Source organism: Pseudomonas sp. LPB0260 (assembly GCF_013388395.1).
In genome coordinates this window covers 3,420,182-3,440,246 of sequence record NZ_CP058247.1, presented here as the reverse complement: position 1 = coordinate 3,440,246, position 20,065 = coordinate 3,420,182, and the positions used below count along the sequence as shown (strand labels likewise).

Sequence of the window (20,065 nt, the reverse complement as noted above, 5' to 3'; positions counted from 1 at the left end):
AGAGGCGCGGCACACCACCCCCTCAACTGGCAGGCCAGAACACGCCACTGCTGGCTGAATCGCCGCCCGCTGCGTTACCCTCACATAGAGTATGTGTTTAATCAGGGACCACCTCGATGTCGCAATGTGCCACACCCCGTGCAGCTCATCAGGCCCACTGCAAGGACTGCAGTCTGGCGCCCCTCTGCCTGCCTCTGTCACTGGACCTGGAAGACCTCGACGCACTGGATGAGATCGTTAAGCGCGGGCGACCTCTGAAGAAGGGCGAGTTCCTGTTCCGCCAGGGCGATGCCTTCGACTCGGTGTTCGCCGTACGCTCCGGCGCCCTCAAGACCTTCAGCCTGAGCAATAGCGGCGAAGAGCAGATAACCGGCTTTCACCTGCCCAGTGAGCTGGTCGGCCTGTCCGGCATGGACACCGGAAGCTTCCCGGTTTCCGCCCAGGCACTGGAAACCACCTCGGTCTGCGAGATCCCCTTCGAACGCCTCGATGAACTGGCCGCACAACTGCCCCAACTCAGGCGCCAGTTGATGAGGGTGATGAGCCGGGAGATTCGCGAAGATCAGCAGATGATGCTCCTGCTGTCGAAGAAGACCGCTGACGAGCGCATCGCCTCTTTCCTGGTCAATCTGTCAGCGCGCTTTCGCGCCCGCGGTTTTTCCGCCCAGCAGTTCCGCCTAGCCATGTCGCGCAACGAGATTGGCAACTACCTGGGTCTGGCGGTGGAGACCGTGTCGCGGGTATTCACTCGCTTCCAGCGCAATAAGCTGCTCGAAGCCGACGGCAAGGAAGTGCATATTCTCGACCCCATCGAACTGTGTGCTCTTGCCGGCGGTAATCTCGACGGCTGAGTGTTCATTTACACTTCAAGTCAGGCCGCCATACAACGCCACAGGAGTGCCACGATGATCTTCGACGAGTTCAGCATCAAGACCCTGATCCGCCCCGTTGCCGACTTTCCAAAACCGGGGGTGACGTTTCGCGACATCACCCCGCTGTTCCAGTCGCCACGCGCCTTGCGCATGGTCGCCGACAGCTTCATCCAGCGCTATGTCGAAGCCGAGTTCAGCCATATCGCCGCCATGGATGCCCGTGGTTTCCTGATCGGTTCGATCATCGCCTATGAGCTCAACAAACCGCTGATCCTGTTCCGCAAGCACGGCAAACTGCCGGGCGAAGTGCTGCGCGAAGCCTACAAGACCGAGTACGGCGAGGCCTTTCTCGAGGTGCAGGCCGACAGCCTGTGCGAGGGCGACAACATCCTGATATTCGACGACCTGATCGCCACCGGTGGCACCCTGCTGGCCGCCGCGCAACTGGTGCGCAGGATGGGCGCCAGGATCCATGAGGCGGCCGCGATCATCGACTTGCCGGAGCTGGGCGGCTCGCAGAAGCTGCAGGATATCGGCATCCCGACCTTCACCCTGACCGCGTTCGCCCTGAACGAGCGCTGAGGCCCATGGGGCCTGTTGCGGGCCCTTCAGGGTTACTCGAAATAGGCCGAGAAGAAGCGATCCAGCTCGCCATCATACTGGTCCAGCGAATACAGGGTGTCGGCCGCCAACAGGTCCAACAGGATCATCCCGTTGGGCCCCGAGTCCTCGACTGCGGCAGCGCGCAGCCGTTCGGTCATACCCAGATTGACCTGGCGTAGCTTGCGATAGACCTCACGCAACTGGCTCATCGACCAATCCGCGCTCAATCCACGCTGCTGCCGCAGGTACTGACCGAGCAGGTAGGTACCAAACACGCGATAAAGCGTTTCGTCCGTGCCACTGAACGGCTGATGGAACCAGGCCATCGCCTTGAGGATGCGCGTATGCGGGCATCCGGAGGTCGCCCCCAAGGCCCCGAGCAGCGATCCCAAGGCACGCTGCAGGCTGGTGCGCTGGCGAATTTCCCGGCCGCGCCAGTGCACTTCGACCTCGACCCGCTCATAGGACGGCGACTGGGCCAGCAGCTCTACCGGAGCGACCAACGCCAGCGCGAATGGACAGTGTGGCGTCTCCTCGGGGCGCAGCGGGCAATGTCTGCACTGATGGAATTCCAGCTTGGTCCATGCAGGCGCCTGCTCGACCTGGGCCTGACTGTCATCTGGCCGCAGGACAACCTGGTGCGACCAGGTACGGCCGTCGGCGAAGCGGAACTGGTAGTGGATGACGGAGTCATCCGCGGCCTCTAAATCCATGGTCTAACCTGATCGTCGGGGAGCATGAAAAAGGTATGGTGGTCTTCCGTTCGAGCCGCCATAATCTAGGCGCCAATTATATGTCAAGTCATCCCCTCCCTACCGATACCTAGATAACAATCAGTGATCAATCGACATCAACTCAACCAAGATCGGGAGTCTGCGATGGACGGCAGGCAACGGTACCTCGCCAGCGTATTGGTCGAACACATCGGGATCGGGGTGATCATCCTCGATTCGAAGCTGCGTATTCAGTACTGGAACGCATTTATCAGCCAGTGTAGCGGCAAGCAGCTCGAACAGGGACTCAATCAGCCGCTGACCGCAGTGTTCCCCGAGGCCAACACGCCTCATCTGGACCAGATGGTGGTGCAGGCACGGGACCATGGACAGCACGTCTACACCCAGTGGCGCGACAACCCCTACCTGATCAAGCTGCCGTACAAGCCCGCCACGGAGGCGGAGGTGCTCATGCTGCAGAGCACGCTGCTGTTCCCGTTCCGCGACTCGGACGAACAGCTGTGCTTTGGCCTGCTGCTTTACGACACCACCGAGTTCGCGCGCACCAACAAACAGCTGGACGCAGCCCTGGACGCCCTTAGCAGCAAGCAGGTCGAGCAGGAACGCCTGATCAAGAAGCTGGAAAAAGCCAACGCACAGCTGCTGCAATCGGAGAAACTCGCCGCCATCGGCCAGCTTGCCGCCGGTGTGGCCCATGAAATCAATAACCCGATCGGCTACGTATTCTCCAACCTCAAGACCCTCGCCGGCTACGTCCAGGACTTGCTGCGTATCAGCGACGCCGTCGATGGGGCGGCCAGCCTCGATGAACTGCGCCAACTCAAGCGCAGCCTGGAATACGACTACATCCGCAGCGATATCGAGGCGTTGATCACCGAGTCGGAAGATGGCATCGACAGGGTCAAGAAGATCATCACCGCGCTCAAGGATTTCTCCCATATCGAGGAGGACGAGTTCCAGCTCGCCGACTTGCACCGCGGCCTGGACACCACGCTCAACGTGGTCAACAACGAGCTGAAGTACAAGGCGGACATCGTCAGGGAATACGGCGAGTTGCCACAGGTCGAATGCATCCCCTCGCAGATCAATCAGGTGCTGATGAACCTGTTGGTCAACGCTGCCCACGCCATCGAACAGTTCGGCCGTATCACCCTGCGCAGTCAGCAGGAAGGCGACTGGGTCTGGCTGGAGGTGGAGGACACCGGCAAGGGCATCGAGCCCCATCTGCTCAATCGCATCTATGAGCCATTCTTCACCACCAAGCCGGTGGGCAAAGGCACTGGCCTGGGCTTGTCGCTGTCCTATAACATCCTGCAGAAACACAACGGGCGCATCGAGGTCAGCAGCGAACCGGGCCAGGGTACTCGGTTCCGCATCTGGCTCCCCATCCGTCAACCCGAAGCAGGCAGTTCCGGTAATCCAAGCCTATGACCGACCCACTACCGCCGCGCAGTGCCACCCTGCTCCTCGTCGATGACGAGGAAAACATCCTCAAGAGCCTGCGCCGCCTGCTGCGTCAGGAACCCTATGAAGTGCTGCTCGCCAACGGCGGCGAACAGGCGCTGGAGATACTCGCCCAGCACCCCGTCGACCTGGTGATATCCGACGCGCGCATGCCAGGCATGGATGGTGCCACCCTGCTGACCGAGGTGCAGAAGCGCTGGCCAGGCTGCCAGCGCATCCTGCTGACCGGACACGCCGACATCGCCACCACGATCAAGGCGATCAACGAGGGGCAGATCTACCGCTACATCAGCAAGCCCTGGGATGACGATGAGCTGCGCATGATCATCCGCCAGGCGCTGGCCTTCCAGCACTCCGAACGCGAGCGTGAGCGCCTGGAGCGACTGACCCACGAACAGAACCAGCACCTGCAGGAACTCAATGCCAGCCTGGAGCAGCGGGTCAAGAACCGCACCGCGGAACTACAGCAGACCGCCGACATGCTCGACATGGCCTACGAGGAACTCAAGCGTAGCTACGTGACCGCTACCGAGGTCTTCTCCAGCCTGGTGACCCAGCGCATTCCCCGCGACAAGCAGTCCAACTGCCAGGTCATCGCCCTGGTCCGCGCCTACGCCGAGCAGTACTCCCTGGGCGATGTACTCAGCCGTGACCTGACCATGGCCGCGGCCCTCTACAACGTCGGCAAGCTGACCTGGAGCGACAGCCTGCTCAACAGCCCCGCCGACCTGCTCTACAAGAACGAGCGCGAGCGCTATCGGCAGTATCCCGCCCTCGGCGAAAGCCTGCTGATGAGCCTCGAGCCGCTGCAGGACGCCGCCAAGCTGATTCGCCATCATCAGGAGCGCTGGGACGGCGGCGGCTTCCCCGATCGCCTCAAGGGCAAGGACATCCCCTTCGGCTCGCGTCTGATCAAACTGGCCGTGGACTTCATCGAACTGCAATGCGGCCTGATGCTGGAACGCCGCCTGAGCCGCGATGACGCGCTGTTGTTGATCCAGAAGTACAGTGGCAAGCTCTACGATCCGCAGCTGTGCGAGGAATTCATTCGCCTGTGCACCGAGCTGGCGCCCGATCTGGTGCTGGCCGACCCCAGCATCCTGATCCTCGACACCCGGCGCCTGGAGCCAGGCATGACCCTGGCACGCAACCTCAATTCGGAAAACGGCACCCTCCTGCTCAACGAAGGCAAGCAACTCACCCGCCCGTTGATCAGCAAACTCATCGCCTTCGAGGAAAGCGAAGGCGCGCGCTATACCCTGTTCGTCCGACCCGCCCCAGAAGCCAGCGCCACTGCATAGGAAACACATAGTGATAAAAATCCAACTGGTGGACGATGAACCTCAGATTCTGAAGTCGCTGCAACGCCTGCTGAATCCGCAGGGCTGGGAACTGCACCCGTTCAGCGACGTATACGAGGCCCTGGATGCCCTCACCGAACACGATTACGCGGTGATCGTTTCCGACTTCAAGATGCCGAATCTGGACGGCATTACCTACCTGAAGTTCGCCAAGCAGCGTCAGCCCCACGCCGTGCGTCTGATGCTGACCGGCTTCGGCGACCGCCAGTCGATGATGCAGGCAATCAACGAGGCGGAGGTCTTCCGCTTCATTTCCAAGCCCTGGGAGGATTTCGAAGTCGAGGTGGCACTGCGCAGCGCCATCGATCTCCACCTGCTGCGTGAGGAAAACCAGCGCCTGCTGGAGCAGGTGCGCCAGCAGCAGAGCTCCCTGGACCTGCAGCGACAGGAACTGTGGCGACTGGAAACGGAGAACCCGGGCCTTACCCGAGTCGTGCGCGATGCCGACGGTTCGATAATCATCGACGACCAGGACCTGTGATCAGGCCCCATCCGGCGATGGGCACTTCCTCCCAGCAGATCGGCACGGCGCGACCGCCTGGCGATCAGTGTGGGTATTGCGCGGGCACCCCAGCCACTGGCTCTCGGACGTAACGTTCATGCAGACGCGCCATGTGTTCATCCAGGCTTTCCTGCATACCCTGGCCATCGCCCTCTTGCTCCTTGGAGCCGGCGGTGCCCTGGATTATCTGAGCCAACAGCGGCTCAACATCTATAGCCTCGTGCTACTGCCAGACCGCGCCCTGCCAATGGCGCTAGTAGGCCTGGGCCTGCTCGCTGCGACCCACGGGCACTTTCGCCTTGTCCTGGGCGCATCGACCCTGGTGATCGCGGTCAGCCTCTATTTTTATTCGCACACTCTGCTACCAGAGCCCGCGTATACCGAACTCGCCGCGCTGAACACACAAACGGCGTTGCCCTTGATTTTCGTGCTTGCAGCGCTGGCACTGCCGCTGAGCCTCAAAGGTGGCCAGGTAGGACTCTGGCTCAGCCGCGCGGTCGGCCTGGGCACTATGCTGCTGGCAATCGCCGCACAGCTCTCCGAGTGGTGGCCACAGCTGGAGGGGCCGCGGCTCGGCCACAAACCGGACACCAACACCCTCTACTGCCTACTGTGCCTCTTGCTGGGCCTGGACCTGCTGCTGCTGCCCCTGCTGCCCGACGAGCGCAAACAACTGCTGGACAATCGCAGCCTGGTCGCAGGCAGCGTCGGCATTCTGCTCACGTGCCTGATGTGGTTTCTTCTCAGCGCGGAAATCCTCCGAGACCTCAGGCAGAAAAGTGACCAGGCGCTCAATGACCTGCAGCTCAGCGTCAGTAACGAGTTCGAAGACTACCGGACCATGCTGCAGCGCTTTGCCGACCGCTGGAAGGAGCCCTCCTGGTCGCCGGGCCGCGCCGAGCTGGATCGAGAGGGTCGCCGATATCTGCGTGATTTCCCCTATCTGGTTTTGCTCGGCACGCTCAACGACCAGCTGCAACCGCAATGGCTGTTCGAGCGCAATCTTGCATCCCTTGGCCAACTGGCCGGGCTACTGGCAAACCCTGAGCATCGAGCCTGGCTGCACAAGCATCGCCTCGGTGTCAATGCCGCGCAGCTCGTGTCCCTAGGAACCACCGTATTTCTGGTAAGACCTCTACCGGTTCAGGGACAGCCGAACTCGCTGCTGATTGCCGAGTTGCAGCTCGACGCCCTGCTAGGCGCAGGCACCCAGGAACTCAACTTTCGCATTACGGAAGCCGGTCAGCGCCTGGCGCGCTCGGCACCTGATGGCGCAAACCCGCTAGCACTCGGCTCCCGCATCGTCACCTTGCCCTCCGGTGTGCAATGGCAGCTGAGCAGCTACCTGAACAACCCGAGGCGCAGCCTGTCGCTCAGTCAATGGCTGACCCTCTCGATCATCTCTTTCGGCCTGTGCATCAGTTTTTTTCTGATGTACAGCCTGCGCCTGGCCAGCCTGAGCAGTGAGCGCAACAAGGAACTGCGGCAGATCAACCAGGCGCTCGGCAAGAGCCTGCAGCGCCAGGAATCCCTGCAGAGCCTCAACCAGCGCATCATGCAGCACTCCACCGACCTGCTCTGCTCCCACGATGCCCAGGGCTACTTCACCGAGGTCAACCCAGCCTGGTTCTCCCTGCTGGGTTACACGCGCGAAGAGCTGATAGGCCGGAACTACCTGGACTTGGTGCTGCCGGAAGATCGCCCGCTGTCCAGGCAGAACACTGCCGACTCTTTGGAAGACGAGAGTATTCACCGCATTCGCAACAGGTACCGGCACAAGGATGGCCATACCGTCTATATCGACTGGTCCCACAGCTGGTCGGCTGGCGCCGACAGCTTCTTCTGCGTGGGCCACGACATCACTCACCTGGTGCAGGCAGAGGCCTACCTGGAGGACCAGCGCGACATTCTCGGCATGATCTCCACCAACCAGCCGCTGCCCGAGATTTTCGACGCCATCTGCCGCATGAGCGAAAGCCGCGACCCGACGGCCCTGTGCTCGGTGCAACGCTTCGACCCGGATAGCGGCCAGTTGCTCATGAATATCGCCCCGAGCCTGCCTACGAGCTATATGGAGGGCACCGCTGGCGTCACGGTAGGCCCAACCTGCGGCTCCTGCGGTACGGCGATGTTTCGCAAGCAGATGGTGGTGGTCGAGGACATCGCCAACGACCCGCTCTGGCAGGACTACCGCGAGCTCGCCCTCGGCCACGGTTTGCGCGCCTGCTGGTCCATTCCGCTGATCGGCGACAACGGCCAGGTCTTCGGCAGCCTGGCGCTATACCACCGTCAGCCCATGGCCCCCGATGACCAACACCTTCAGCTGATCTCGACAGCAGCGCAACTCGCTACCATCGCCTGCGAACGATCGGCAGACCGCAAGAGCCTGGAGCGCAGTGAGCAGAGGTTTCGCTCCCTGTACGATCTCACACCGAGCGCGGTTTTCTCGATCGATCGCCAAGGCCAGATCGAGAGCGTAAACGACGCCGGTTGTCAGCTATTTGGCACGCAGGAAGCGGAATTGCTCGGCACGCCTGCCGCAGCCTTTCTGCAGCCCGACGATGCGAACCGGGTGAACGAGCATTTCCGCACCGCACGCAATGGCGAGGCACAGCGTTTCGAAGCCAAGTTTCGCACCCCCAGCGGTCTTCCGTTGGAGCTGGAATGCACCTACCTGCCGATCCGGGTGGATGAACAGATTGTCGGCGTATTCGCCGTTGCCAAGGATGTCCGCGCGCGCAACCAGCTGGAGCGCGACCTGCGCACGGCGTTGCTGCATTCCCAACGCCGCGGCATGCTGTTGCGCGGGCTCAGCGACATCGCTGTACAGATCAACGGCATGTTCGACAATCCAAAGCTGCTCGACCTGCTCTGTGAACGCCTGCGCAGCCTGATCGGCGCTCATCAGGCGCTGTTCAACCTGGGCGCGGACACCGTATCGCCAGCGCAGACCATCCTTGCCGTCTCATCCAAGTACGCCGAGTGGGCCGACCGGCCGATCGTGCCCGGGTCCCTTATCCAGGGGCGCGACTTCATCGAGTTCGCTCACGCCCTCAAGCTCAGCCACGCGCAACTGCTGGCCGATCCCCGCTGGAGCGAACGACCTGCCGAGACACTGGCTCACCCACCGCTTCGCGGGCTGCTGGCGGTGTCGCTGCAGAGTGCCAGCGGCCAGCAGCTGGGCTTTATCCAGTTGTCGGACAAGTACCACGGCGAGTTCGATACCGACGACCTGGCCATCGCCGAGCAGTTCGCCCAGATGGCCGTTGTCGCCCTCGAGAACAAGCGGCTGATGGGCGAGATAATCGCAGGCGAACAGCGCCTGAAAGAGCAGCTGAACTTTACCGCAACCATTACCGACAGCATCGGCGAAGGCCTGCTGGCCTTCGACGCCCGCGGACTGCTCACCTATGCCAATCCTACGGCGGCGACCTTGCTGGGTCGCGCCAACGCTGACCTGCGCGGACAAGCGCTCACCACCCTGCTGCCCATCGACCCGAACGCACTGAGCGAAGTGAACGTTTCAAGTGCAGCCCGGCACGGCGAATTCATGCTCCCGGGCAAAGGCAATAGCGCCGCGCATATGCGCTACGACTGCGCGCCGCTGACCGATGGCGCCAACGTCACCGGCTGGGTCATGGCGTTCCGCGATATCAGCGCCCAGGCCCTGGCGGAAAAGGCCATGCGCGAGCGCGACCAGTTCTTCCACCTGTCGCCTGAGCTCTACTGCATGCTCGACCAGCAGGGGCGGATCATCCAGCTGAACCCGGCATTCGTCGCCATGCTCGGCTATCCGGAAGAGAGCCTGATCGGGCATTCCTGCCTGGAGGTGATAGTCACCGAGGATCGCGAAGCGGCTTTGCAATCACTGCGCCAGGTGACGCGCGGCGAACCGCTGCAGAATCAGGAGGTGCGCGTGCAGGACCTGCAGGGTGAGCGGCATTGGCTGCAGTTCAGCGCCGCCCTGGGCGATGATCGACTGGTCTACTTCGCCGGCCGCAACATCAACGCGCGCAAGGCCGCGGAGAAGAAGCTCAAGGCCACGCTGAAGGAGCTCGAACGCAGCAACGGTGAGCTGCAGGAATTCGCCTTCGTCGCCTCGCACGACCTGCAGGAACCGCTGCGCAAGATTCAGGCATTCTCCGAGCGCCTCGAGGCGCGGGCGACCAATCTCGAGCCCGAGTGCCTGGACTACCTGCACCGCATGAGTTCAGCCGCCGGGCGCATGCAGGCGCTGATCAAGGACCTGCTGAGCTATTCGCGGGTAACCTCGCGGGCCCAGCCTTTCGTCCGGCTCGATGTCGACAAGATCCTCGATGAAGTGCTGCAGGACATGGAGGTGACCCTGAGCAGCGCCTGCGCCCAGGTCGAACGCAAACCGCTTCCCGCCCTGATCGGCGAGCCCACCCACATTCGCCAGTTGCTGCAGAATCTGCTGAGCAACGCCGCCAAGTTTCACGCCCCCGGTCAGCCTCCAAAAATTCGTATATATTCCGAGGCATCGGGCAAAAACGAGTGGACCCTCTGCGTGGAAGACCAAGGAATCGGTTTCGACGAGAAGTACCTGGACCGGATCTTCAATCCGTTCCAGCGCCTGCATGACCGGCAATCCTACGCAGGCACGGGAATCGGCCTGGCGATCGTCAAGAAGATCGTCGACCACCATCGCGCCACAGTCACCGCCAGCAGCAGGCCCGGTCACGGCACAACGTTCCGCATCACCTTTGCGTCAACCGAATAGGCACTTATGACCCACAAGACCTCGCAGCCCATCCACATCCTGATCGCCGACGACGACCCGGATGATTGCCTGCTCCTCACCGAGGCGCTGCGCGAGTGCAGTGTGAACAATCAGGTGCATTTCGTTCACGATGGCGAACAGCTGATGGATTACCTGCATCATCGCCCGCCCTATGAGGACGCACAGAAATATCCCTTGCCGGGCTTCCTCCTGCTCGACCTGAACATGCCACGCAAGGACGGTCGCGAGGCCCTCGCGGAGATCAAGTCGGACCAACGCCTGCACAGCATACCGGTGGTGGTGTTGAGCACCTCCAGCAGCAGGGAGGATGTTCTGGAAAGCTACGAAAGTGGCGCCAACGCCTACCTCACCAAGCCCACCAGCTTTTCCGGCCTGCGCGATGTCGCCCAGACCCTGGGCCGTTACTGGCTGGAGCTCGCGGAATTGCCGGTGGTGCATCAGAACCGATGACGAATCAACGCTCCCTGCGCCTGTTGCTGATCGAGGATGATGAGGACGACTACCTGATCACCCGCGACCTGCTCGGCGATGCCAAGCAGCTGCGCTGCCAGTTGGACTGGGTCAGCCACTATGAGCAGGCGCTGGACACCATCCGGCGCCAGGAGCACGACCTCTACCTGGTTGATTACCGCCTCGGCGCCGAGAGCGGCCTGGACCTGATTGCCGCGGCCCAGGCGGAGAACGTGCAGACGCCCTTCATTCTCCTCACCGGCCAGGGCGATGATGAGCTCGATGCCTATGCCATCGACATGGGCGCCTCGGATTATCTGGTCAAGGGCCAGTTCGATGGCCGTAGCCTGGCCCGCAGCATTCGCTATGCCCTGAGCCGGGCGCAATCGCGCAGCGCGCTCAGCGACAGCCAATCACGTTATCGGCTGCTGTTCGATGCCAACCCCCAGCCCATGTACGTGTTCCACCGGGAAAGCCTGGCGTTTCTGGCGGTCAACCAGAAGATGCTCGATGTCTATGGCTATTCGCAGGAGGAGTTTGCCGGCATGACCGTGCTGGACATACGCCCTGCGGATGAGCGCAGCCGCCTGCTCACCGGCTCTGGACAGCTCATAGAGGCTTCACCGCTGGCCGAAGACAGACCCTGGGTCCATAGCCTCAAGGGCGGCAGGCAGATACTGGTGGAAGTCACCTGGAGCGAGATCGACTTCAATGGCCTGCCGGCCTACCTGGCGCTGGTGAAGGATGTTACCGAGCAGGTCCGTTCGCAAGAGCAGGCCCAGCGCAAGGACCAGGCATTCCGCCAACTGCTGACCGACAGCCGCGATGCCATGCTGGTGGTGGATGCTGGAAACATCGTGCGCTACGCCAATCCGGCCGCCGAGCAACTCCTCGGAGAGAGTTTCGCCCAACTACAGGAACACCATCTCGATCTCGCCGTGACACCCGGCCAGCTCCGCGAGTGCCGCGTGCCGCTGGCAGACGGCAGGACCCTGGACGCCGAAGTGCAGTGCTCGCAATCGGAATGGGACGGTCAGCAGATGCGTCTGCTTTCGCTGCGCGACATCGGCGCGCGGATCGAGTCGGAAAAACAGTTGCGGGTCCTGCGACGCAGCCTGGAGGCCACCTACAACGGCGCACTGATCTGCGATGCCCAGGCCAGCGATCTTCCGATCATCTATGCCAACCCGGCGTTCGAACGCATCACCGGCTATAGCGCAGCCGAGGTGATTGGCCAGAACTGCCGTTTCCTGCAAGGCAGCGAGCGAGATCAGCCTGTCATCGATGATATCCGCCAGGGCCTCAAGGAAATCCGTGAAACCCACGTGGTGCTGCGCAACTTCCGCAAGGACGGCACGCCGTTCTGGAACGCCTTGTACATAGCGCCGGTTCCGGATGAACAGGGCAGAATCACCCACTTTATCGGCATCCAGAACGACATTTCCGAGCAGAAGAACTTCGAGTCCCAGCTGGCCTACAACGCCAGCCACGACGTGCTCACCGGCCTGCCCAACCGCTCGCTGCTGGAGGATCGCCTGGTCCAGGGCTGTCAGATCAGCCGGCGCTACCAGCGCAGCCTGGCGGTCATGTTTATCGACCTGGATGGCTTCAAGCCGATCAACGACAGCATGGGCCACAGCGCCGGCGACCAGATTCTGGTCGAAGTGGCCAGGCGCATGAACCAGCAGGTGCGCCCCGGCGACACCGTGGCGCGCCTGGGAGGCGACGAGTTCATCGTCATCCTGCCGGATCTGGCCCGCGAAGAGGATACCCTGCTGGTCGCCGACCGGATCATCGCCAGCATCGCCCAGCCGTACAAGGTGGCCGGTATCGAGATGCACATCACCGCCAGCATCGGCATCACCCTGAGCGACGGCACCACCGAGCCGCCGATGGCCCTGATCCAGCAAGCCGATCTGGCGATGTACAAGGCCAAGCAGCAGGGCCGCAACAACTACCAGTGGTACACCCAGGACCTCAACCAGCGGGTCAACGAGCGGGTCACCCTGCGCAACGAGCTGCAAAAAGCCATCGAGGCCGAAGCCTTTCAGCTGTACTACCAACCACAGATCGATGGCCGCAGCGGCCGCGTCGTGGGTTACGAGGCCCTGCTGCGCTGGCAGCACAGTGAACTCGGCTTCATCTCCCCGGCCGAGTTCGTGCCGGTGGCCGAAGATACCGGGCAGATCATCCCGCTCAGCGAGTGGGTCCTGCACACCGCCTGCCGAGAGGCCCGCGCCCTGCTCGATAAGGGCTGGAGCGGCCGGGTGATGGCGGTGAACATCTCGCCCATCCAGTTCCAGCGCTCCGGTTTCGTCGACACCGTGCGCGCCGTGCTGGAGGAAACCGGCCTGCCGCCCGAGCTGCTGGAACTGGAGCTTACCGAGTCCGTCCTGCTGGACAACGCCGAGCGGGCGATCTTTGTCCTCCATGCCCTGAAGGACCTTGGCGTGAGCCTGGCGATCGACGACTTCGGCACGGGCTTCTCCAGCCTGAACTACCTCAAGCGTCTGCCGATCGACAAGATCAAGATCGATCGTTCCTTCGTCCAGGAGGTCATCAGCGACAGCACCGACGCGGCGATCTCTCTAGGCATCATTTCCATGGCCCACCACCTCAAGCTCAAGGTGGTCGCCGAAGGGGTGGAGACCGAACCCCAGTACGCCTTCCTGAAGAAGAACCACTGCAACGAGTTCCAGGGTTTCTACTTCGCCAAACCCATGCCGCTGCCACTGCTGGAGGAGTTTCTCCGAGCGCAGCGAGACGGAGTGCCGGGGCGCTTGCCCTTGGCCGCGGAGGACAGCAATGAGCAAACCCTGCTATTGCTCGATGACGAAGAAAACATCCTGCGCGCCCTGACTCGCGTCCTGCGCCGCGATGGCTACCGCATTCTGACCGCCAACCGCGCCCAGGACGCCTTCGCCCTGCTGGCCAAGCACGAAGTCCAAGTGATCCTCTCGGACCAGCGCATGCCGGAAATGAACGGCACCGAGTTCCTGAGCCGGGTCAAGGACCTCTATCCGCATACCATCCGCATCGTCCTGTCCGGCTATACCGATCTGAAGTCGGTGACCGACGCGATCAACCAGGGCGCGATCTACAAGTTCCTCACCAAGCCCTGGGATGACGAGCAGCTGCGCGCCACCGTAACCCAGGCGTTTCAGCACCACAGGCTCGGCCAGGAGAAGGAGCACAGCGTGGCGCCTCCGGATGAACAGCCGTCCTAGAACAATCGGCGCACCGGTGCGTCGTCACCAAGAGTTCGCTTGGCATCGCGTCCTTTAGCGCGATAAATTGTTCGCCTTATCCCTCGCCTCCGGAGTGCCGCATGGCCTCGCCAGACACCTGCGCCGAGCTGCAGCTGGACAATCAGCTGTGCTTCGCCCTCTATTCCACATCCCTGCTGATGACCAAGGTGTACAAGCCGCTGCTGCAGGAACTCGGCCTGACCTACCCGCAATACCTGGCGATGATGGTGCTGTGGGAAGGCGACGGCCTCACCGTTAGCGAGATGAGCGCGCGCCTGCTGACCGACCCGGGCTCGGTCACGCCCCTGCTCAAGCGCCTCGAGGCCGACGGCCTGCTCGATCGCGTTCGCAGCAGCGCCGACGAGCGCGTGGTCGAGCTGCACCTGACCGACAAGGGCCGCGCCCTGCGCGAGCGAGCCAAGCGCATCCCCGGCTGCATCGTCCAGGCCAGTCGTCGCTCTGCCGCACAACTGACGGCGCTCAAGGAAGAATTGACTGCGCTGCGTAGCAGCCTGCAGGAGATGCTCTAAAGCCGCGGCAGGCGGTCGATGCACGCGGCTGCGCCTCCACACCGCTCCCAACGGCGAGCGACACCGCACTCCGCCTTCTCGGACGGAACGCCCCCCCAGCGTAGAGCCCGCTAACGCCGCCTCCCCTGCAGCGCAAAAACCCGCGCTCAAGCGGCACTCCGAGAGATCGCTTATTCCATAAGCGCCTGGTGTTATAGCAAAAAAGACCGGCAATTATCTTGCGCACAATATTTATTCGAGCTAACTTTCTTTCCGTGATTTTTGCTTGCGCACAATCCTTTAGTCAGCAAGGCAATCTGAGGAACAAGTCTACGCCAAGCGCCCCGCCAACCGGAGAGCCGGATACCCCCATGAAGAGCATGACTACAGAAGCCAGCCACTGCGCACGCTCAGTCGCGGCAAGCCTCGCCAGCAGTCAACCGCGCTTGCAGGACATCCGTGGGGCCGGAGTTAGCGCGAAGGTTATTCGTCACACCACAGCAGAACCCGCTCAGCCAGTAGATCCACCTACCCCAGCACAGAGGAACAACCACATGTCGATCGAAACCATTGCTTACCGCGCCTACGCAGAAGCCACCGGCGGCCGTGACGGCCGCGCCATTTCATCCGACGGCGTACTCGACGTCGCCTTGTCCACCCCGAAAGAACTCGGCGGCGCCGGCGGTGCGGGCACCAACCCTGAGCAATTGTTCGCCGCCGGCTATTCGGCCTGTTTCATCGGCGCGATGAAGTTCGTCGCCGCCCGCGACAAGCTGGCGATCCCCGCCGATGCCTCCATCGAAGGGGTGGTCGGTATCGGTGCGATACCCAACGGCTTCGGCATCGAGGTCGAGCTGCGCATCAGCCTTCCCGGTCTGGATCGCGCGCAGGCACGCACGCTGATCGAACGAGCGCACATCGTCTGCCCCTACTCCAATGCCACCCGCGGCAACATCGATGTCACCCTGACCCTGGTCGACTGAACCAGGTAACGCAGTGGGGCGCTCGTCCGCGAGCCCCCACCCATCCAAAGCATCCGCTTTTGCCGCCGCGCCGGCGCATAGCGCCAGGGTCTCGTCGTCCGACGGACCACCTCCACTCACAACAACTGCGGCTAGAGCCCCATCTGCTTGGCGATGATCTCGTTCATGATCTCCCGCGTGCCGCCGCCGATGGAGAGGATGCGACTGTCGCGGTACAGCCGCTCGACCAGACTTTCACGCATGTAGCCCATCCCCCCCAGCATCTGCACGGCATCATGGGTCACGCGATCGGCGATATCGGTGGCGAAGTTCTTGGCCATGGAGATTTCCTTGATGACGCTCTGCCCCGCCGCCATTTTCGCCGCCTGGCGATAGGTGAACTCGCGGGACACCTCCAGCTGGGTGGCCATCTCCGCCAGGCGGTGCTTGAGCACCTGGAACCTGCCAATCGGCTTGCCGAAGGCCTCGCGTGACCTTGCCCAGCTCAGGGATTGTTCCAGCGCGAGCTGCGCGGTCATGTTGGCCATGATCGCCAGCGCCAGTCGCTCGCTCTGGAAGTTGGCCATGATGCAGGCGAAGCCGGCATTCTCCGCGCCGATCAGATTGCCCAAGGGAACCCCGCAGTCGTCGAAGAACAGCTCGGCAGTGTCCGAGGCCCACCAGCCCATTTTCTTCAGCTTGCGCCCCACGCTGAAGCCGGCAGTGCCCTTCTCGATCAGCAACAGGCTGATTCCGCCGAAGCCATCGCCGCCGGTGCGCACCGCCACCGTGTAGTAATCGGCACGCACGCCGCTGGTAATGAAGGTCTTGCTGCCGCTGACCCGGTAACAGTCGCCGTCGCGCACCGCACGGGTCTTGAGATTGGCCACGTCGGAGCCGCCGGATGGCTCGCTAACCGCCAACGCCATGATCTTTTCCCCAGCCAGCACCTGGGGCGCCACCCGGTCGCGCAGCGCCGGCTGGGCCCACTTGAGCAGCGGCGGTAGGCCGATATCCAGCGAGCCCAGTCCCGCCACCAGCCCGCCCGAGCCACAACGCATCAGCTCCTCGCTGGCCGCCACCTTGGCGAAGATGTCGCCCTCGTGGCTGCCGCCGAAGCGCTCCGGATAGCCAATGCCCAGAATACCGGCCGCACCGGCCTTGAGATAAAGCTCACGGGGAAACTCCTCCGCCTCCTCCCAGTCGTCTACGTGAGGCAATATCTCGCGCTCGACGAAGCGTCGCACCGAATCGCGGATCAGCTGATGGGACGGATCGAAGTAATCGGGCAAGGCAGGCATGGTCGGCTCCGTGGACAGGCACCCTCGCAACCTAACCGAGCGCTTGCTTGGTTATCAAGCCGGGATATCGGCCATAACGGCGGGCGATTCGTCCGGTCGCCGACCAACGCACGGCCGATGCACCTTCACGCGTCGCCAAGCGCCGCGGTATCCAAGGCTAGCAAGGCAGCCTCCTGACTCGCGCCGAAGCGTTCACGGTAGGCACTCGGCGCCAGGCCCACACTGCTACGGAAGGCGCTCCGGAAGCTCTCCACCGTGCGAAAGCCGCATTGCTCGGCAATCCACTCGATGCTCTGCCTGCCACCCTCCAGCAAGGCCCGGGCACGGATCATCCGCTCGTGTTGCAACCAGGCCTTGGGCGTCAGCCCGGTGGCCTGACGAAAACGGCGCAGGAAGGTGCGCTCGCTCATCGCCGCGCGCTGCGCCAACTCGCTTACCGCCAGTGGTGCCTCCAGGCGCTGCCGTGCCCAGTCGAGCAGCCCGGACAGATCGTGACGCGCGAGTTTTGCAACCGGTGCGGGAATGAACTGCGCCTGCCCACCGGAGCGCTGGGGCGCCATGACCAGGCGCTGAGCCACACGGTTGGCCACCTGGCTGCCAAAATCGCGCGCCACCAGGTGCAGGCAGGCGTCGATGCCCGCCGCGCTGCCGGCCGAAGTGATCAGTTGCCCGGCATCGACATAGAGCACCTGGGGGTCGACCTCGATCCGCGGGTAGCGCTGCGCCAGCTCCTCGGTATAGCGCCAATGGGTCGTGGCACTGCGGTCATCCAGCAGACCGCTGGCGGCCAACACGAACACCCCTGAGCAGATCGACAGCAACCGGGCACCGCGCCCGTGGGCCTCGCGCAGCGCCTGAAGCAGCTCCACCGGCGGCAACTCGGCGCGATCTCGCCAGCCGGGAATGACGATGGTGCGCGCCTCGGTCAGGGCTTCCAGGCCGGCATCCGCCAGCACCTGGATGCCGCCCATGGCGCGCATGGGGCCGACCTCCAGGCCGACGATACGGTGGCGATACCAGGGAAAATCGAACTCCGGGCGCGGCAGCCCGAATATCTCCACGGCGATGCCGAATTCGAAGGTGCACAGGCCATCGTAGGCGAGGATGGCCACCAGGCCGGGGTCGTTGCGCATTGGCGGAAAACTTCCGATCACTGTCCGAGACGCCACTGTAGCCGAGTCCAGACGCTGGATACAGTGGCCGCACACACCACCCAAGGAGCCACATCATGAGCCCGGTCAGCCAACACCCAGCCGCCTCCGCCGCCGTCGCGCTGATGCACTTCAGTCAGCGCCTGAGTTTCGAGACCGACTGTTCGGACGTCCATCACAGTCTGCAGAGCGGCGCAGCCGACTTCGTGCTGCTCGACGTGCGCAACGAAGCAGCCTACGGTGCCGGCCATCTGCCGGGCGCAATCTGCCTGCCCCATCGGCAGATCGACGCCGATCGCCTGGCCGCCTACCCGCGCGACACCCTGTTCATCGTTTACTGCGCCGGACCGCACTGCAACGGGGTGCACCGTGCGGCGGTACGCATTGCCAGCCTGGGTTATGCCGTGAAGGAAATGCTCGGCGGGGTGACCGGCTGGCTCGACGAAGGCCTGAGCCTGGTCGTGGACGACGAAGGCGTTGTCGCGACAACTGCAACCGGCGTCGCCTGCGCATGTTGAGGCACGCCTTGGTGCGCCGTGCCAGGCCAGCGGATGCACCGCAGTTGCTGGGGCTGATGCGGGAGCTGGCGGCGTTCGAGGACTACCTGACGAGCTTCGCCGTCGACGAACCGGCACTGAAACGGCGGGCCTTCGGCGACGAGGCACAGTGCCAGATATTCGTTGTCGAACGCGAGGCTGCACTGCTCGGCTACGCCGTGGCGCTGACGATCCCGTTCACCCACGACCTCCGCCCCACCGTGCGCCTCAAGGAACTCTATGTAAAGGAGGGCCAGCGAGCCCAAGGGCTGGGCAGGAAACTGCTGGGCGCCGTGGCGAACTGGTCACTGACCGAGGGCGCCGGGCGCCTGCACTGGGACGTACTGGCCGGCAACCGGCGCGCGCAAGCGTTCTACCGACGCCAGGGCGGTCGTCCGGTGAGCAAATGGCTTGCCTACGAAATGGATGACGCGGCGCTGCGGCTACTGCAGCAGGACTGATCAGAGATTGATCGGACGCCGTCCGGCCAGGGCGTGGGCCAGGGTCCCGCCATCGACCAGCTCCAGCTCCCCGCCGAGCGGCATGCCATGGGCGATGCGCGAGGCGACCAGGCCTTTGCCAGCCAGCAACTGCGCGATGTAGTGGGCGGTGGCCTCGCCTTCCACGGTCGGATTGGTCGCGAGTATCACTTCGCTGAAGCTCCCCGCCTCGACACGCGCCAGCAGCTCGGGGATACCGATGGCCTCGGGACCAAGACCATCGAGTGGTGACAGATGGCCCTTGAGCACGAAATAGCGCCCACGGAAACCGGTCTGCTCCACCGCGTAGACATCCATCGGACCTTCCACCACGCACAGCAGGCTGTCGTCGCGCCGCGGATCCAGACACAGGTGGCACAGCTCGTCTTCACTGAGCGTGCGGCACTGCCGGCAATGGCCCACGCCGTCCATTGCCTGGGTCAAGGCCTGGGCCAGGCGCACCGCGCCACTGCGGTCGCGCTCGAGCAGGTGCAGGGCCATGCGCTGGGCCGTCTTTTGCCCGACACCCGGCAGAATGCGCAAGGAGTCGATCAGGTGGCGAATCAGTGGGCTGAAGCTCATGGCGAAACTCGACTACTACGGGTGGGTTGATCAGCTGGCGCTGCGCAATGAACCGCGCAGGCGGGAGGCTCGGCTTCCACGAGCCGGGCATCCATGCCCAGCGCACACCGGGGAATTCCCCCCAGGTGCACTGGCGGGAGGCGGCGAATCAGAATGGCATCTTGAAGCCCGGCGGCAGCTGCATACCGGCGGTCATGCCGGCCATCTTGTCCTGGCTGTTCTGCTCGACCTTGCGCACGGCATCGTTCACCGCGGCGGCGATCAGGTCTTCGAGGATTTCCTTGTCTTCCTGCATCAGGCTGTCGTCCAGGCTGACGCGCTTGACGTCGTGGCGACCAGTCATCACCACGCTCACCAGGCCGGCGCCGGATTGACCGGTCACCTCGGCGTTCGCCAGCTCTTCCTGCATCTTCTGCATTTTTTCCTGCATCTGCTGGGCCTGCTTCATCAGGCCGGCCATGCCACCTTTCATCATGGTGCTAGTCCTCGTAATCGGGGTTTGAGTTCGACATGCTCACGCCAGAGGGTACTTTACGCCCTGGCCGCAGC

At 63.1% G+C, this 20,065-nt stretch carries 17 protein-coding genes; 12 read left to right on the top strand and 5 right to left on the bottom strand.

Annotated elements, in window-relative coordinates; translation table 11 throughout:
- Positions 1–116: 116 nt before the first annotated feature.
- Both fnr and LPB260_RS15480 read left to right on the top strand, forming a co-directional pair.
- Entirely contained in the window at positions 117–851 is a 735-nt protein-coding gene (gene fnr / locus LPB260_RS15485) for a fumarate/nitrate reduction transcriptional regulator Fnr (protein ID WP_208706708.1), read from the top strand.
- 54 nt (positions 852–905) lie between these two features.
- Positions 906–1,454: an adenine phosphoribosyltransferase gene (locus LPB260_RS15480; protein ID WP_208706707.1), complete on the top strand. Its 549-nt coding sequence runs from the start codon at positions 906–908 to the stop codon at positions 1,452–1,454.
- Positions 1,455–1,486: 32 nt separating this feature from the next.
- Here LPB260_RS15480 and LPB260_RS15475 read toward each other — a convergent pair whose 3' ends face one another.
- A complete protein-coding gene (locus tag LPB260_RS15475; RefSeq protein ID WP_208706706.1) occupies positions 1,487–2,188 on the bottom strand; it encodes a hypothetical protein in 702 nt (233 codons plus the stop codon).
- 165 nt (positions 2,189–2,353) lie between these two features.
- Here LPB260_RS15475 and LPB260_RS15470 point away from each other — a divergent pair, with 165 nt between their 5' ends.
- The 8 genes from LPB260_RS15470 to LPB260_RS15435 all read left to right on the top strand — a co-directional run bounded on the left by LPB260_RS15470 (position 2,354) and on the right by LPB260_RS15435 (position 15,488).
- Positions 2,354–3,640, top strand: coding sequence for an ATP-binding protein (locus LPB260_RS15470; protein WP_208706705.1), 1,287 nt, complete (start codon positions 2,354–2,356; stop codon positions 3,638–3,640).
- The gene (locus tag LPB260_RS15465; protein ID WP_208706704.1) at positions 3,637–4,974 is read left to right on the top strand and encodes an HD domain-containing phosphohydrolase; all 1,338 of its coding nucleotides are present in this window, start codon (positions 3,637–3,639) and stop codon (positions 4,972–4,974) included. Before LPB260_RS15470 ends, LPB260_RS15465 begins: the two co-directional genes overlap by 4 nt.
- Positions 4,975–4,984: 10 nt before the next feature.
- Entirely contained in the window at positions 4,985–5,515 is a 531-nt protein-coding gene (locus LPB260_RS15460; RefSeq protein ID WP_208706703.1) for a response regulator, read from the top strand.
- A 118-nt stretch (positions 5,516–5,633) separates the two neighbouring features.
- Positions 5,634–10,277, top strand: a complete 4,644-nt coding sequence (locus tag LPB260_RS15455) for a PAS domain S-box protein (RefSeq protein ID WP_256625429.1) — start codon at positions 5,634–5,636, stop codon at positions 10,275–10,277.
- A gap of 6 nt (positions 10,278–10,283) precedes the next feature.
- The gene (locus tag LPB260_RS15450; RefSeq protein ID WP_208706702.1) at positions 10,284–10,748 is read left to right on the top strand and encodes a response regulator; all 465 of its coding nucleotides are present in this window, start codon (positions 10,284–10,286) and stop codon (positions 10,746–10,748) included.
- The gene (locus tag LPB260_RS15445; protein ID WP_208706701.1) at positions 10,745–13,975 is read left to right on the top strand and encodes an EAL domain-containing protein; all 3,231 of its coding nucleotides are present in this window, start codon (positions 10,745–10,747) and stop codon (positions 13,973–13,975) included. Before LPB260_RS15450 ends, LPB260_RS15445 begins: the two co-directional genes overlap by 4 nt.
- Before the next feature lie 101 nt (positions 13,976–14,076).
- On the top strand, positions 14,077–14,526 hold the full coding sequence (locus LPB260_RS15440; protein WP_208706700.1) for a MarR family winged helix-turn-helix transcriptional regulator: 450 nt from the start codon (positions 14,077–14,079) through the stop codon (positions 14,524–14,526).
- A gap of 533 nt (positions 14,527–15,059) precedes the next feature.
- Positions 15,060–15,488 carry an organic hydroperoxide resistance protein gene (locus LPB260_RS15435; RefSeq protein ID WP_208706699.1) on the top strand — a complete coding sequence of 143 codons (429 nt, stop codon included), beginning with the start codon at positions 15,060–15,062 and terminating at the stop codon, positions 15,486–15,488.
- A gap of 131 nt (positions 15,489–15,619) precedes the next feature.
- Here LPB260_RS15435 and LPB260_RS15430 read toward each other — a convergent pair whose 3' ends face one another.
- On the bottom strand, positions 15,620–16,768 hold the full coding sequence (locus tag LPB260_RS15430) for an acyl-CoA dehydrogenase family protein (protein ID WP_208706698.1): 1,149 nt from the start codon (positions 16,766–16,768) through the stop codon (positions 15,620–15,622).
- A gap of 125 nt (positions 16,769–16,893) precedes the next feature.
- Entirely contained in the window at positions 16,894–17,901 is a 1,008-nt protein-coding gene (ftrA, locus tag LPB260_RS15425) for a transcriptional regulator FtrA (protein WP_208706697.1), read from the bottom strand.
- Positions 17,902–17,993: 92 nt separating this feature from the next.
- Between ftrA and LPB260_RS15420 the strand changes: the two genes are divergently transcribed.
- Entirely contained in the window at positions 17,994–18,437 is a 444-nt protein-coding gene (locus LPB260_RS15420; RefSeq protein WP_208709983.1) for a rhodanese-like domain-containing protein, read from the top strand.
- 11 nt (positions 18,438–18,448) lie between these two features.
- Positions 18,449–18,916 (top strand): GNAT family N-acetyltransferase, encoded by a 468-nt coding sequence (locus LPB260_RS15415; RefSeq protein ID WP_256625639.1) that lies wholly within the window; start codon positions 18,449–18,451, stop codon positions 18,914–18,916.
- Here the strand turns inward: LPB260_RS15415 and recR are convergent, their stop codons facing one another.
- Positions 18,917–19,516 carry a recombination mediator RecR gene (gene recR, locus LPB260_RS15410; protein ID WP_208706695.1) on the bottom strand — a complete coding sequence of 200 codons (600 nt, stop codon included), beginning with the start codon at positions 19,514–19,516 and terminating at the stop codon, positions 18,917–18,919.
- 148 nt (positions 19,517–19,664) lie between these two features.
- The gene (locus LPB260_RS15405; protein ID WP_208706694.1) at positions 19,665–19,991 is read right to left on the bottom strand and encodes a YbaB/EbfC family nucleoid-associated protein; all 327 of its coding nucleotides are present in this window, start codon (positions 19,989–19,991) and stop codon (positions 19,665–19,667) included.
- Positions 19,992–20,065: the final 74 nt, after the last annotated feature.

Bases quoted from the DNA above. Each gene is read 5' to 3' on its own strand.
- fnr (WP_208706708.1), top strand. From the start codon at position 117: ATGTCGCAATGTGCCACACCCCGTGCAGCTCATCAGGCCCACTGCAAG.
- LPB260_RS15480 (WP_208706707.1), top strand. From the start codon at position 906: ATGATCTTCGACGAGTTCAGCATCAAGACCCTGATCCGCCCCGTTGCC.
- LPB260_RS15475 (WP_208706706.1), bottom strand. From the start codon at position 2,188: ATGGATTTAGAGGCCGCGGATGACTCCGTCATCCACTACCAGTTCCGC.
- LPB260_RS15470 (WP_208706705.1), top strand. From the start codon at position 2,354: ATGGACGGCAGGCAACGGTACCTCGCCAGCGTATTGGTCGAACACATC.
- LPB260_RS15465 (WP_208706704.1), top strand. From the start codon at position 3,637: ATGACCGACCCACTACCGCCGCGCAGTGCCACCCTGCTCCTCGTCGAT.
- LPB260_RS15455 (WP_256625429.1), top strand. From the start codon at position 5,634: ATGCAGACGCGCCATGTGTTCATCCAGGCTTTCCTGCATACCCTGGCC.
- LPB260_RS15450 (WP_208706702.1), top strand. From the start codon at position 10,284: ATGACCCACAAGACCTCGCAGCCCATCCACATCCTGATCGCCGACGAC.
- LPB260_RS15445 (WP_208706701.1), top strand. From the start codon at position 10,745: ATGACGAATCAACGCTCCCTGCGCCTGTTGCTGATCGAGGATGATGAG.
- LPB260_RS15440 (WP_208706700.1), top strand. From the start codon at position 14,077: ATGGCCTCGCCAGACACCTGCGCCGAGCTGCAGCTGGACAATCAGCTG.
- LPB260_RS15435 (WP_208706699.1), top strand. From the start codon at position 15,060: ATGTCGATCGAAACCATTGCTTACCGCGCCTACGCAGAAGCCACCGGC.
- LPB260_RS15430 (WP_208706698.1), bottom strand. From the start codon at position 16,768: ATGCCTGCCTTGCCCGATTACTTCGATCCGTCCCATCAGCTGATCCGC.
- ftrA (WP_208706697.1), bottom strand. From the start codon at position 17,901: ATGCGCAACGACCCCGGCCTGGTGGCCATCCTCGCCTACGATGGCCTG.
- recR (WP_208706695.1), bottom strand. From the start codon at position 19,516: ATGAGCTTCAGCCCACTGATTCGCCACCTGATCGACTCCTTGCGCATT.
- LPB260_RS15405 (WP_208706694.1), bottom strand. From the start codon at position 19,991: ATGATGAAAGGTGGCATGGCCGGCCTGATGAAGCAGGCCCAGCAGATG.